14 protein-coding genes are annotated in these 12,921 nt (G+C 69.0%); 5 read left to right on the forward strand and 9 right to left on the reverse strand.

The genetic code is table 11. The annotated features are described in order from the left end of the window. Window positions 1-3 precede the first annotated feature (3 nt). The 6 genes from HUS56_RS14695 to pdxS form a co-directional block, all read right to left on the reverse strand. Window positions 4-762 (reverse strand): YebC/PmpR family DNA-binding transcriptional regulator, encoded by a 759-nt coding sequence (locus tag HUS56_RS14695; RefSeq protein WP_173924161.1) that lies wholly within the window; start codon window positions 760-762, stop codon window positions 4-6. A gap of 107 nt (window positions 763-869) precedes the next feature. Beyond that, window positions 870-1,394 (reverse strand): DUF1697 domain-containing protein, encoded by a 525-nt coding sequence (locus HUS56_RS14700; RefSeq protein WP_173924162.1) that lies wholly within the window; start codon window positions 1,392-1,394, stop codon window positions 870-872. Window positions 1,395-1,469: 75 nt separating this feature from the next. After that, window positions 1,470-2,198, reverse strand: a complete 729-nt coding sequence (locus tag HUS56_RS14705; protein ID WP_173924163.1) for a hemerythrin domain-containing protein — start codon at window positions 2,196-2,198, stop codon at window positions 1,470-1,472. 126 nt (window positions 2,199-2,324) lie between these two features. Further along, entirely contained in the window at window positions 2,325-3,062 is a 738-nt protein-coding gene (locus tag HUS56_RS14710; RefSeq protein WP_217424031.1) for a hemerythrin domain-containing protein, read from the reverse strand. Between the two features lie 175 nt (window positions 3,063-3,237). Then, window positions 3,238-3,882: a pyridoxal 5'-phosphate synthase glutaminase subunit PdxT gene (gene pdxT, locus HUS56_RS14715; protein WP_173924165.1), complete on the reverse strand. Its 645-nt coding sequence runs from the start codon at window positions 3,880-3,882 to the stop codon at window positions 3,238-3,240. Then, window positions 3,879-4,769 (reverse strand): pyridoxal 5'-phosphate synthase lyase subunit PdxS, encoded by an 891-nt coding sequence (gene pdxS, locus HUS56_RS14720; RefSeq protein WP_173924166.1) that lies wholly within the window; start codon window positions 4,767-4,769, stop codon window positions 3,879-3,881. The genes pdxT and pdxS overlap by 4 nt, the downstream gene beginning before the upstream one ends. Before the next feature lie 109 nt (window positions 4,770-4,878). On the opposite strand from pdxS, the gene HUS56_RS14725 reads away from it, so the two are divergent. After that, on the forward strand, window positions 4,879-6,231 hold the full coding sequence (locus HUS56_RS14725; RefSeq protein ID WP_173924167.1) for an aminotransferase class I/II-fold pyridoxal phosphate-dependent enzyme: 1,353 nt from the start codon (window positions 4,879-4,881) through the stop codon (window positions 6,229-6,231). A gap of 7 nt (window positions 6,232-6,238) precedes the next feature. Next, window positions 6,239-7,090, forward strand: coding sequence for a pyridoxal kinase PdxY (gene pdxY, locus HUS56_RS14730; protein WP_173924168.1), 852 nt, complete (start codon window positions 6,239-6,241; stop codon window positions 7,088-7,090). 225 nt (window positions 7,091-7,315) lie between these two features. On the opposite strand, the gene HUS56_RS14735 is transcribed toward pdxY, so the two are convergent. Together HUS56_RS14735 and thrS are read right to left on the reverse strand one after the other, a co-directional pair. Continuing rightward, on the reverse strand, window positions 7,316-7,879 hold the full coding sequence (locus HUS56_RS14735) for an HIT domain-containing protein (RefSeq protein ID WP_173924169.1): 564 nt from the start codon (window positions 7,877-7,879) through the stop codon (window positions 7,316-7,318). Then, window positions 7,876-9,822: a threonine--tRNA ligase gene (gene thrS, locus HUS56_RS14740; RefSeq protein WP_217424050.1), complete on the reverse strand. Its 1,947-nt coding sequence runs from the start codon at window positions 9,820-9,822 to the stop codon at window positions 7,876-7,878. Before thrS ends, HUS56_RS14735 begins: the two co-directional genes overlap by 4 nt. Before the next feature lie 170 nt (window positions 9,823-9,992). On the opposite strand from thrS, the gene HUS56_RS14745 reads away from it, so the two are divergent. The 3 genes from HUS56_RS14745 to HUS56_RS14755 all read left to right on the forward strand — a co-directional run bounded on the left by HUS56_RS14745 (window position 9,993) and on the right by HUS56_RS14755 (window position 11,916). Then, window positions 9,993-10,583: a hypothetical protein gene (locus HUS56_RS14745; RefSeq protein ID WP_173924171.1), complete on the forward strand. Its 591-nt coding sequence runs from the start codon at window positions 9,993-9,995 to the stop codon at window positions 10,581-10,583. A gap of 125 nt (window positions 10,584-10,708) precedes the next feature. Next, the gene (locus tag HUS56_RS14750) at window positions 10,709-10,894 is read left to right on the forward strand and encodes a DUF2795 domain-containing protein (protein WP_173924172.1); all 186 of its coding nucleotides are present in this window, start codon (window positions 10,709-10,711) and stop codon (window positions 10,892-10,894) included. Window positions 10,895-11,163: 269 nt separating this feature from the next. Then, complete coding sequence (locus tag HUS56_RS14755; protein ID WP_173924173.1) at window positions 11,164-11,916, forward strand: sigma-70 family RNA polymerase sigma factor; 753 nt, start codon at window positions 11,164-11,166, stop codon at window positions 11,914-11,916. Window positions 11,917-11,927: 11 nt separating this feature from the next. On the opposite strand, the gene HUS56_RS14760 is transcribed toward HUS56_RS14755, so the two are convergent. Continuing rightward, entirely contained in the window at window positions 11,928-12,893 is a 966-nt protein-coding gene (locus HUS56_RS14760) for a glycosyltransferase family 9 protein (protein WP_173924174.1), read from the reverse strand. Window positions 12,894-12,921: the final 28 nt, after the last annotated feature.

Genomic DNA, 12,921 nt, shown 5'->3' on the forward strand with positions numbered 1-12,921 from the left:
CGGCTACTCCTCGGCTTCGAGCTCGGCCTGCGCCTCGGGGCTCAAGTCGAAGTTGCTGTAGATGTTCTGCACGTCGTCGCTGTCTTCGAGCGCGTCGATGAGCTTGAACACCCGTCGGGCGGTCTCGGCGTCGATCTCGACCTTGAGGTTCGGCACGAACGCCGCATCTGCCGAGTCGTAGTCGATGCCCGCCTCCTGCAGTGCCGTGCGCGCCGCGACCATGTCGGATGCCTCGGTGATGACCTCCAAGGTGTCGCCCTCGTTGGTGACCTCCTCAGCGCCGGCATCGAGCACCGCGGCGAGCACATCGTCTTCGCTCGTGCCCTCGGCGGGAACGACGATGACGCCCTTTCGGGCGAAGTTGTACGCGACACTGCCGGGGTCGGCCATGGTGCCACCGTTGCGGGTCATGAGCGTGCGCACCTCGGCGGCGGCGCGGTTCTTGTTGTCGGTGAGGCACTCGATGAGGAGGGCCACCCCGCTCGGCCCGTATCCCTCGTACATGATCGTCGTGTAGTCGACCGATTCACCCGTGAGACCTGCCCCGCGCTTGATCGCGCGATCGATGTTGTCGTTCGGGACGGAGGTCTTCTTCGCCTTCTGCACGGCGTCGACGAGCGTGGGGTTGCCCGAGAGATCGGCGCCGCCGATCTTCGCGGCGACCTCGATGTTCTTGATCAGCTTGGCGAACGACTTGGCCCGGCGAGCGTCGATGACCGCCTTCTTGTGCTTGGTCGTGGCCCACTTGGAATGCCCTGACATGCGTCTCCTGGATAGCGTCTCGGCGGGTCGGCCCGCCGACAGACCATTCTAAGGCAGCGGCCTTCGGGCCATGGGATCGACGAGCGGATGCCTCGAAGCGGCGCTCCTCACAGGAGCTTCTGCAGCGTGCGGAGGTTTCGATTCGTGGTCACGGGCTTGTACTTCGCCTTCGCGAGGAGCTTCGCGAAGGGGGTGTCGACCGTGGTGCCCTTGACCGGGTTCCAGTACACGACCCCGTTGCCGCGCTGGATCGGATCGACCTCGACGTCGGTCTCCCCGGCGGACTCCAGCAGCTCATCGAGCGCGGCCGGCTCGGACGCGAACACGACCCATGGCTGGCGCGACGCGTCGGCGGCATCGAAGGGGAAGGCGTCGATGACCCGCTCGAGCTCGTCGCGCGTGACGAGCACGATCCACGCCTCGTAGCCGAAGCGCTCGCCCAGCGATCGCTCGATGTCGCGCTTCAGCCCGGCGGCATCCGTTCGGTCGCTGTCGAAGACGACGTTGCCGCTCGCGAGCACGGTGCGCACGTCATCGAACCCGAGGGATTCGAAGAGGTCTCGAAGGTCGGCCGACCTGATCGTGATGCCGCCGACGTTCACGCCGCGCAGCAGGGCGATGTACCTGGTCACGACCCCGACGTTACTCGTGAGGCGGATCGGCGCACCCCGCTCGTTCCCGGTGCCGCCATCGACCGCCACCGCACCTCAGGCCGTGGCGGCGACGGCAATGGGTGTCGCCTGCGGGCGGAGCCGTCGGATGGCGCGCTCGTACTGGCGTCGCCCGGCGAGCCGGTACGCCACGCGGATCGGCGCGGGCAGCTCCTTCTCGAACCAAGCATCCCGCTCGGACTGCGGGATGCTCTCCATCATGAGCCCCAGGAGGACGAAGATCGGCAGCGGCGGCTTGTGACGCTTGGCGTGCTTGTGGATGTCGTCCCACTCCGCGTCGGAGAGGATCGCATCGAGCACGGGGAACGCGTCGCGCTCCTCATCGGCGAGGTGCTCGACGAGCAGGCGGTCGACTTCGTCGAGCTCGGCCGCGAGACGTTCGGCGGTCGCGGCATCCGCTTCGCCCGCCCAACTGGTGGCGGGCTCATCCGCGAGGTCGAGCCGGTCGGACACCGCTCCGTGCTGGCGCCGCATCAGTGCGACATGGAGCCCGCAGGCGGGCGCGCGCTCGGTCATGCGGTCCCAGAAGTAGTCGTCCTCGGTGCGGTGGTGCACGTGGAGCAGGGCGATGATGCCGTGCAGGTGCTTCGCGACGTGCCCCGCGCGAGCGACGTCGCCGGGAGCCACGTCGCGCACGAGTGCGGGGGCCTCGGCGAACAGTCGCCGGAAGAGCCGGTGGATGACGACGACCTCGTCGCTGCGGCAGGTCGTGGCGGGTGCGGTGGCGGGTTCAGGCGCACCGGTGCTGGGAAGTCGAGTGGTCATGGCAGGCAAGCCAAGCGGATGCCGCACGCTGCCGGACCCGGGACCTCCCTCCGATCGCCCCCGGGAAGCCCCTGACCGCTGGATCCCCCACCGAATCCACCACGGGATGGCGCGGAAGTCACCCGATCACGGGATGGGTGGAACCGGGCGTCCGTCGTACAGTTCGTCCATCGCCCGCTCGTATCGTCGCTTTAGGAGGAGGGCGTAGAGCAACCGGATCGGGGCCGGCAGATTGTGCTTGATCCATTCCGGGCGCTCGTCGAGCGGCACGGTCGCGAGCATGAGGCCGAGCTGGATGGCCATCACGTCCCTCGGCATGTCCCCCTTCGACTGCTGGATGCCGGTGCGCGCATGCTCACCCATCTCGTCCCACTCGGACTGGGTCAGTACCGCACCGGCAACCGGTACGATCTCCTCCTCTTCGCGTCCGAGGTGCACGATGAGCGTGTCCCGGATGCGTTCGACGCCCGTGGCGAGCAGGTCGCGGCTCGCCGCATCCGCATTCGCCCGCCAGGGTTCGACGAGTGGCTCGACCTTCGCGAGCTCCGCGGCCACCTCGGCGTGCTGGGCCTTCATGAGCTCGACGTGCGGAACGCATCCCGGCGATCGATCGACCAGTCGGTCCCAGAGCACCAGGTCCTCGGTCTCGTGATGGAGGTGGAGACCGTAGAAGTCCATCGATGCGTAATCGGCGACGATGGCTGCGCGACTGACGTCGCCGTCGTCGACGCTTCGGATGAGCCCTGGGAGCTCACGATAGAGCCACCTGAAGATCCGGTGCACCTGGATGAGGTCGCTCGTATCGCAGCCGAGCGCCTCCCCATCCGGTCGAGGTTCCGATGAACTCGGCAGCTTCGTGACCACGCTGCACCTCGCTCCTGCACCGCCAAGGCCCATCCGCTGCGACTGGTGCGGCGCGCCCCCACGCAGCAGTACAGCCGGAGCCTAGACGTCGGCGACCGTGGCCGCACCCGTTCACGTACCCCGTAAACGGGTGGCAAGATCTCGTACGGAACCCGACGTCGACAGGTGCGCGGTGCTACTCGACGGCGGCGACGACCCGTGCGCGCACCTTACCGAGGAAGTACTCGTGGAAGCGCACGTCGCCCTGGATCTCGGGGTGGAAGCTCGTGCCGAGGAGGTTGCCCTGCTCGACCGCCACGACGCGCCCGTCGGCCAGGGAGGCGAGCGGCGTCGCATTCTCTCCCACCGACTCGACCACCGGCCCGCGGATGAACACCGCGTGCACCGGCTGGTCGCCGAGCGCGGGAACCTGGAGATCGGTCTCGAACGACTGGTTCTGCGACCCGAAGGCGTTGCGGCGTACGACGACATCGAGCCCGCCGAGGTTCTGCTGTCCCTCGATCGTGTCGAGCAGCGTGTCGGCGATCATGATGAGGCCGGCGCACGTGCCGTACACCGGCATTCCCGCGGCGATGCGCTGCTTGAGGGGCTCGGCGACGCCGAACGCCCGGGACAGCTTGTCCATCACGGTGGACTCGCCGCCGGGGATCACGATGCCTTCGATCCCGTCGAGATCTTCGGCACGCCGCACGAGCACGACCTCGGCTCCGAGCTCGCGGAGCACGCGCGCGTGCTCGCGGAAGTCGCCCTGCAGGGCGAGCACGCCGACCCTGGGGCCCGGGGCGCCGGGCGCCGCGAGGGAATCGTCGCGAAGGGTCACCAGCCGCGCTCGGCGAGGCGGTGGGGCGCCGCCAGATCGCCGACGTTGATGCCGACCATCGCCTCACCGAGACCCCGCGAGACCTCGGCGATGACCGACGGGTCGTCGTAGAAGGTGGTCGCCTTCACGATCGCGGCGGCGCGCTGCTCGGGGTTGCCCGACTTGAAGATGCCGGAGCCCACGAACACGCCGTCGGCGCCGAGTTGCATCATCATCGCGGCATCCGCCGGCGTGGCGACGCCACCCGCGGTGAAGAGCACCACGGGCAGCTTCCCGGACTCGGCGACCTCGAGCACGAGCTCGTACGGTGCCTGCAGCTCCTTCGCGGCGACGTAGAGCTCGTCGCGCGTCATCGACCTGAGCTGGTTGATCTCGCTCGTGATCTTGCGGATGTGCTTCGTGGCCTCGGAGACGTCGCCGGTGCCGGCCTCGCCCTTCGAGCGGATCATGGCTGCGCCTTCGTTGATGCGACGGAGCGCCTCACCGAGATTGGTGGCACCGCACACGAAGGGCGTATCGAACGCCCACTTGTCGATGTGATTCACGTAGTCGGCCGGCGAGAGCACCTCGGACTCGTCGATGTAGTCGACGTCGAGCGCCTGCAGCACCTGCGCCTCGACGAAGTGCCCGATGCGGGCCTTCGCCATGACCGGGATCGACACCTCGGCGATGATCGCGTCGATGAGATCGGGATCGCTCATGCGGGCGACGCCGCCCTGTGCGCGGATGTCGGCGGGCACACGTTCGAGGGCCATGACCGCGACCGCTCCGGCGTCTTCGGCGATGCGCGCCTGTTCGGCGGTGACGACATCCATGATGACACCGCCCTTCAGCATCTCGGCGAGGCCGCGCTTCACGCGGCTCGAGCCGGTCTCGGCAGTGCTCATCTGGGGTTCCCTTCGGTGGAGGACGCGCATGACGCAGACTCTCGGCCAATGCGATCGCTTGGCCTAGGCCAAACGGTAGCATGGACCGCGACCGACCACGGAGCAGCAAATGGATCATGAATCGACCCTCGAGATCTCCGGCCGAGCGGCCGCGGAGATCGCCGACAGCGTGCGCGCGCTCATCGAGCGCGGCGCGCTGCTGCCGGGCCAGCCGCTGCCCCCGGTTCGTACGCTGGCCGACACGCTCGGGGTGAACCGCAACACCGCCGTGGCGGCGTACCGGCAACTCACCCAGGCCGGCGTCGTGGTCACCCGCGGGCGGGGCGGCACCCACGTTGCCGACCGCTCCCCCGTGCCGCAGGAGGGATTCGCCGCCGACAACGTGCTTCGGGATGTCGCGACCGGCAACCCCGACCCCGAGCTCATCCCCGACCCGTCTCGGGCGCTCGCCCGGGTGACGGGAAAGCCCGTGCTCTACGGCGAGACCGTCATCGATCCCGGGCTCGAGGCCTGGGCTCAGGCCTGGATGCGATCCGACCTCGCGCCAGAGGACCTGCGCCTGACGATCACCAGCGGGGCGGCCGACGCCGTCGAACGTCTGCTCGCCCAGGCGCTGGTCCGTGATGACCCGGTGGCCCTCGAGGACCCGTGCTTCCTCACGAGCATCCACACGGTGCGCGTCGGCGGGTACCGCGCCGTTCCGGTCGCGGTCGACGACGAGGGCATGACCGTCGAGGGACTGCGGGCCGCGCTCGACCAGGGCGTACGTGCGATCGTGTGCACGCCGCGGGCACAGAATCCGACGGGCGTGAGCCTGACCGAGGGCCGCGCGGAAGAGCTGCGCGCCGTGCTCAGGGCCCATCCGTACGTCCTCGTGATCGAGGACGACCACTTCTCGATGCTGTCCCGCCAGCCGTTCCATTCGCTCATCGGACCCGACCACCGGCGCTGGGCCCTCGTGCGCTCGGTCTCGAAGTTCCTCGGACCCGACATGTGCCTCGCCGTCACGGCGTCCGACCCCGACACCGCCGAGCGTCTCGCCATGCGGCTCTCCCCGGGGACCACCTGGGTGAGCCACCTCCTGCAGCGCCTGACGCTCGCCCTCGTGACGGATCCCGAGGTCGTCGCCGGGATCGAGGCCGCGGGTGCGCACTACGCCGAGCGGAACCGCGCGTTCGCTGCTCGATTGACCTCGGTCGGCGTGCCTGCCTCGGCCGGCGACGGGCTCAACCTCTGGATCGCCCTCCCGGTACCCGCTCGCGACGTGTCCGAGCAGCTGATGCGACGCGGATGGCTCGCGCGGGCCGGCGACGCGTTCGTGCTCGCGGACGCGCCCGCGGCTCGTCGACTTCGACTCACGGTCCACGACCTCGACGACGACGACGCCGGGCTGCTCGCAGCCGACATCGCGGCCGCCGTCCGCGCGGCGGGTGGACGTCTCGTCCCCGCCGGGATGGCATGATCGACCGGTGAAGATCCTCTCCATCCAGTCCGCCGTCGCGTATGGACACGTCGGCAACTCGGCCGCCGTGTTCCCACTCCAGCGCATCGGCGTCGAGGTCATGCCGGTCTACACCGTCAACTTCTCCAATCACACGGGGTACGGCGCGTGGCGAGGCCCGATGATCAGTCCCGATGACGTGCGCGACGTCATCTCGGGCATCGAGGACCGCGGTGCGTTCCCGCAGATCGACGTGGTGCTCTCGGGCTACCAGGGCGGCGAGGGCATCGCCGACGTCATCCTCGACGCCGTCGCCCGCGTCAAGGCTGCGAACCCGTCCGCGATCTACGCCTGCGATCCGGTGATGGGCAATGCGAAGTCGGGATGCTTCGTGGCGCCCGCCATCCCGGTGCTGCTGCGCGACCGAGTCGTGCCGGCGGCCGACATCATCACGCCGAATCAGTTCGAGCTCGGCTTCCTGACCGGCACCGAGCCGACCACGCTGGAGTCGACCCTGGCGTCGGTCGACCTCGTGCGCGTCACCGGGCCGCGCACGGTGCTCGTGACGAGCGTCGAACGCCCCGACCGTGTTGAGGGCACGATCGAGATGCTCGCCGTCGACGATGCGGGCGCCTGGATCGTGCAGACCCCGCTGCTGCCGCTCAAGGCGAACGGCTCGGGTGATGTGACCGCTGCCCTGTTCACGGCGCACTACCGGGACACCGGGGATGCCGCGGACGCCCTTGCACGCACGACCTCGAGCATCTTCGACCTCCTCTCGATGACCCACGACGCGAGCGCCCGCGAGCTGCAGCTCATCGAGGCGCAGGACTTCTACGCGCACCCGCGCATGCAGTTCAACGTGCGTCAGGTGCGCTGAGCGCCGCGGGGACCGGCGCCGCATACAGACGCAACCCGCTCTCGGAGGCGGCGGCGTGGACGCCGCCGGACGCACGGAGCACCCGTGCCGACTGCGGTGCGCCGGGCGGGGACCGGCGCCGCCTGCAGACGCAACCCGCTCTCGGAGGCGGCGGCGTGAACGCCGCCGGACGCACGGAGCACCCGTGCCGACTGCGGTGCGCCGGGCGGGGACCGGCGCACAAGCTCACGCAGGCCAGGCGTCGGCGATCTCCTGGCGCACCTCGCCGAGGAGGCGAGGAAGTGCCTTGGTGCCCGCGATGATCGGGAAGAAGTTCGAGTCGAGCGCCCACCTCGGCACGATGTGCTGGTGCAGGTGCTCGGCGATGCCGGCTCCCGCGATCCGCCCCTGGTTCATGCCGATGTTGAACCCGTCGCATCGCGAGACCTGCTTCACGACCCGCATCGCCAACTGCGTCAGCTCGCCGATCTCCGCGACCTCATCGGGGCTCGCCTCATCGTAGGTGGCGATGTGGCGGTACGGGCAGACGAGCAGGTGCCCACTGTTGTACGGGTACAGGTTGAGCAGCACGTACGCGTGCTCACCGCGCGCGACGATGAGCGACTGCTCGTCGCTCAGCTCGGGCGCGCGGCAGAACGGGCAGGCGTGCTCGTCGGGCTGCTGGCCGTGCTGGATGTAGACCAGCCGGTGCGGGGTCCACAGTCGCTGGAACGCGTCGGGCACGCCCGCGAGGTCGGCCGCGGCATCCGTCGGCACTCCCTCGAACTCGTCGGGCTGGTAGGCCGTCATGCGAACAGGTCGTCTCTCGTGATCACCTGGCGTCGGTCGTCGATCGCCGCACGGATGCGTGCGATGGCGGCGTCGATCGGCACGCCGTTCTCCTGGCTGCCGTCGCGGAAGCGGAAGCTCACCGTCTGGCCCGCCCGGTCGTTCTCCCCGGCGATGAGCTGGAACGGCACCTTCTGAGTGGTGTGGGTGCGGATCTTCTTCTGCATGCGGTCGTCGCTGGTATCGAGCTCAGCGCGCACGCCCTCTTGGCGGAGTCGGTCGATGATGCCGCCGAGGTACTCGGCGTACTCGTCAGCTACGGGGATGCCGACGGCCTGCACGGGCGCGAGCCAGACGGGGAACGCACCCGCGTAGTGCTCGAGCAGGATGGCGAAGAAGCGCTCGATCGAACCGAACAGCGCCCGGTGGATCATGATGGGACGCTTCCGTTCTCCGTCGCGGTCGGTGAACTCCAGCTCGAAGCGCTCGGGGAGGTTCGGGTCGACCTGCACCGTCGACAACTGCCAGGTACGGCCGATCGCGTCGCGCGTCTTGAGGTCGATCTTCGGTCCGTAGAACGCGGCCTCGCCGGGCATCTCGGTGAGCTTCAGGCCACTCGCGCGGGCGACATTGCGGAGTGCGTCGGTCGAGTGATCCCAGAACTCGTCCGACCCGATCCACTTGTCGCCCTGGTCGTCGCGCATCGAGAGTTCGAGCTCGAAATCGTCGAGGCCGAAGTCGCGCAGCATCGAGATGACGAAGTGCAGGACCTTGGTCGCCTCCTCCTCGAGTTGGTCGGGGGTGACGAACAGGTGCGAGTCATCCTGCGTGAATCCCCGCACGCGCGTCAGGCCGTGGAGGGCACCCGAGAGCTCGTTCCGGTACACGGTGCCGTTCTCGGCGAGCCGCATCGGAAGGTCGCGGTAGCTGCGCGCCCGCTCCTTGTAGATCAGGATGTGCATCGGGCAGTTCATGGGCTTCAGGTAGTAGTCCTGGCCCGGCTTCGTGATGTTGCCCTCGGCATCGCGCTCCTCGTCCATGACGATCGGGGGGAACATCCCCTCCTTGTACGTGACGAGGTGGTTCGACTGCAGGAAGAGGTCTTCCTTCGAGATGTGCGGGGTGTAGACGTACGTGTAGCCGTCGGCGATGTGACGGCGTCGAGCGTGCTGTTCCATCTCCATGCGCACGACGCCACCGCGTGGGTGCCACACCGAGAGTCCGGAGCCGATCTCGTCGGGGAAGCTGAACAGGTCGAGCTCGCGGCCGAGCTTGCGATGATCACGCTTCGCGGCCTCCTCGAGCCGGTGCTGGTACGCCCGCAACTCGTCTTTCGTCGGCCAGGCGGTTCCGTAGATGCGCTGGAGTTGCGCATTCTTCTCGGATCCGCGCCAGTATGCGGCTGCGAGGCGCGTGAGCGCCCAGCCGTTGCCGATCATCCGCGTGTTCGGCAGGTGCGGCCCGCGGCAGAGGTCCTTCCAGGCCGTCTCGCCGCTCTTGGGGTCGACGTTGTCGTAGATGGTGAGTTCGCCCGCGCCCACCTCGACCGACTCATGGTCGTCGCCACTGCCCTCGCCGTGGCCTGCCGCACCCTTCAGCCCGATGAGCTCGAGCTTGTACGGTTCGTCGGCGAGCTCGGCGCGCGCCTCGTCGTCGGTCACCACACGGCGGACGAACCGCTGACCCTGCCGGATGATACGGGCCATCTCCTTGTCGATCGCCTTGAGGTCGTCGGGAGTGAAGGGCTCGGCCACGTCGAAGTCGTAATAGAAACCGTCGGACACGGGTGGCCCGATGCCGAGCTTCGCATCGGGGTTGATGCGCTGCACTGCCTGCGCGAGCACATGGGCGGTCGAGTGGCGCAGGATGTTCAACCCGTCGGGCGAGTCGATCGTGACGGGCTCGACGACGTCATCGTCGGCCACCGTCGTGGCCAGGTCCCTGAGCTCGCCGTTGACGCGCATCGCGACAACGGATCGGTCGGTGAAGAGCTCGAAACCGTCGGTCACTGTGATCCACTTCCTGAGAGTCGAAACGAACCCTTCAACTGTAGTGGCGCGCCGTCGTACTCCCGTTCGGGACTTCCGTGCGCGTCGTGCTGACGCGGCGTCGTGCGGGTTCTAGAGTTTGGCTCATGTTCAGTGCTGACACCAACGACGGCGACCGCATCGACGCGGCCGAGTCCGTCACGTTCGCCGATTTCGAGAGCGATCTCACCGCAGAGGACTGGATGACCAAGCGCCGGGCCGGCGAACTGGGTCCGGGTCCGATCTTCTGGGCGCCCATCGAGGTGCTCTCGCCGATCAAGACCGTGGGCAAGGGCCGCACGAATCTCACGGTCATCGCGCCGACGATCCTGCAGACGGACGCGACGGAACCATATGCGGGCTTCGACCTCCGAGAGTCACCGAACCGCAACCCGGTCGTCGCGGTGCACTTCAATCCCGGTGCCTACGGTGCGACGGGGCTGGGCACCTACGTCTTCACGTTCGCCGTCGAGGCCTACACGCGGTGCGGCTTCACGCCGAGCGGGTACGCCGGCAGCGGCACCGTCGATGCGCCGGGGTCGATCAGGTTCAGCGGGCGCCGGCTGATCACGATCATCCTGCGGAACGTGCAGCCGGGGCAGGACACCTGGACCTCCATCGAGCAGACTTCCGGTGAGAACTGGGCGTGGTTCAGCACGCGGATCAGTCATCCGCCGCTCGTCTTCGACCCGATCTAGGCGGGGGCGCACTCGGCGTAGCACCTCGTCATCGGTGTCGCAATCGGGTGGCGCGTCCAGGACGCCGGTGCTTGCCTCGTGAGGCGGATGGCGCACGGCCACCGTTTCCACGAGAGGAGCAGAGCATGGCGAATCTCCCGATCGAGATACAGAAGTACCTGGGCGGCATCGACTACCCGGCATCCCGCGATGAGATCGTTCGGACCGCCGAAGGATCGGGCGCCGATCGCGAGGTGCTCGACGCGCTGCGCGGGCTCCCGGACCGCCAGTACGACGGCCCGACGGCGGTGAGCGAGGCCGTCTCGGGGTGAGACGGATCGTTCCCACGACCGAGGTTCGCCGGGCGGGTATCCCGCCCGGCGAACGTCGCTGTCGGGCGGGCCGCGGCCGGGCGACTACTCCTACTTCTCCTACTTCGCAAGCACCTTACGACTCTCGGTGATCTCTGTTCTCCTTCGAGTACCAGAAGGTCTCGACTGGAGGGGAGGGTGCGATGCAGGCGACACGGGCCCGGAACGATGAACGGCGTCATGCCGAATGGCGAGTCCAGCAACGGTGGACCCAGGCCAGACTCGCAGAGTTGGCCGGTCTGAGCGGGCGGTCGCGGCGCACCCTCGAGGAAGCCATCGTGCTGCGCCACTTGGACGTGGTCGACGGTGTGGTGCGCCGCCTGGCGTCGGGGTACCGCGAGCAGGAGGACCTCCGGCAGGTCGGTCGCATCGGCCTGGTGCAGGCGGTGCGACGCTTCGATCTCGCTCGCGGAGACAGCTTCATCGCCTTCGCGATGCCGACGATCGCCGGTGAGATCAAGAGATACCTGCGCGATTGCGGATGGTTCGTCCGGCCGCCCCGCCCCGTCCAGGAACTGGCCGCCGAGGCGCAGTCCGCCGGCGAGGAGCTCGTGCAGCGGCTGGGTCGCCAACCGAGCACGAGGGAGATCGCAGAGCAGCTCAACCGGCCGCGAGCGCTGGTCGCCGAGGCGGTCGTGGCTCACGAGAACCTCAGGCCGGTGTCGCTGGATGTCGCCGGCGATGACGACGAGGCGTGGGTCTCGTCATTCGGCCGTCAGGATCCTCGGCTCGAGCGCGCGGACCTCCGATTGTCGCTCCGGCAGGCGCTGGCTCGCCTGCGGCCGCGCGAACGACGCATCGTGTTCCTCCGCTTCGTCGAGGAACGCACCCAACGCGAGATCGCCGCCGACATCGGTGTCACCCAGATGCAGGTCTCCCGGCTGCTCGCCGGCATCCTCGAGCGGCTGCGCCGGGAGCTCGAGGAGCCCGCGGCGGGCGCCCAGCCCGATCCGATGCACCCCACGCGGAGCATCGCGGCCTGATCGTGCGTGCCTCACAGGTGGTCGCCGACTCGGGACGAGGTCTCCAGGACCCGCTCGGCAGCCGCCAGCACCTCGGGAGGCCGGACGGCGAGCAATGCCGGATCGGGCTCGTCGGCGAAGATGTCTCCCCGACGACGCGCCTCATCGGTGAGCACGATGTGCGGGCCGGCCGGCGGGCCCCACTCCTCGGGCGGCGCAGGTCCGAACAGCACGACCGACGGCCGATGATAGGCCGACGCGAGATGCGCAGCGCCCGTGTCGCCCGACACGACGAGCGCGGCATCCGCGATGACGGCCGCCAGCCCGTGCAGGTCGAGGCGGCCGGCGAGCACCGACGTGTCGGGAAGGGCGGCATGGGACGCCACCGCCTCGGCGCGGTCGCGTTCCTCGGGGCCCGCAGTAACGACCACGTCGAGGCCACGGCGCCGCAGGCCGCTCGCGACCGTCCCGAACCGGGCGACGGGCCACCGGCGTGCCCCGTAGAACGCGCCGACGTGCACCACGGCCGCGCCCGGCGCGACGGAGCGCACCTCGGGCTTCGCGATGGCGAGGTCCGCGGCATCCGCGGGGATGCCCCACGCGCTGACGAGCCGCGCCCAGCGCTCGCGTTCGTTGATCCCGTCGACCCACTCGGGTCCCTCGGGCGCGTCGGGCGCGTGGGCGAGGAGGCGCCCGGGCGCGAGTTCGGTCAGCAGGCGGCCGCTCTCGGGGCCTCGGCCGTGCAGGTTCACGGCGACGTCGACGTCGCGCCCATCGAGGTCGAGCGAGGCATCAAGACCCTGTGCCGGCAGGAGTTCGTCGACGGCGTCGACAAGCTCGACGATCGGCGCGAGCCACCCGGTCGTCGCGAGCACGATCCGGTGCCGCGGGAAGCCCCTGCGCAGGGCACGCAACGCTGGCACGGCCACGAGCAGGTCGCCGAGCTTGAGCGCGCGAAGTGCGACCAGGATCGGCCGCGGGTCATCCCTGGCGGACATCCCGCCAGCATCGCAGGTCGCGTCGCAC

This window comes from Agromyces sp. Marseille-P2726, from assembly GCF_902809835.1.
Taxonomy (GTDB): Bacteria; Actinomycetota; Actinomycetes; order Actinomycetales; family Microbacteriaceae; genus Agromyces.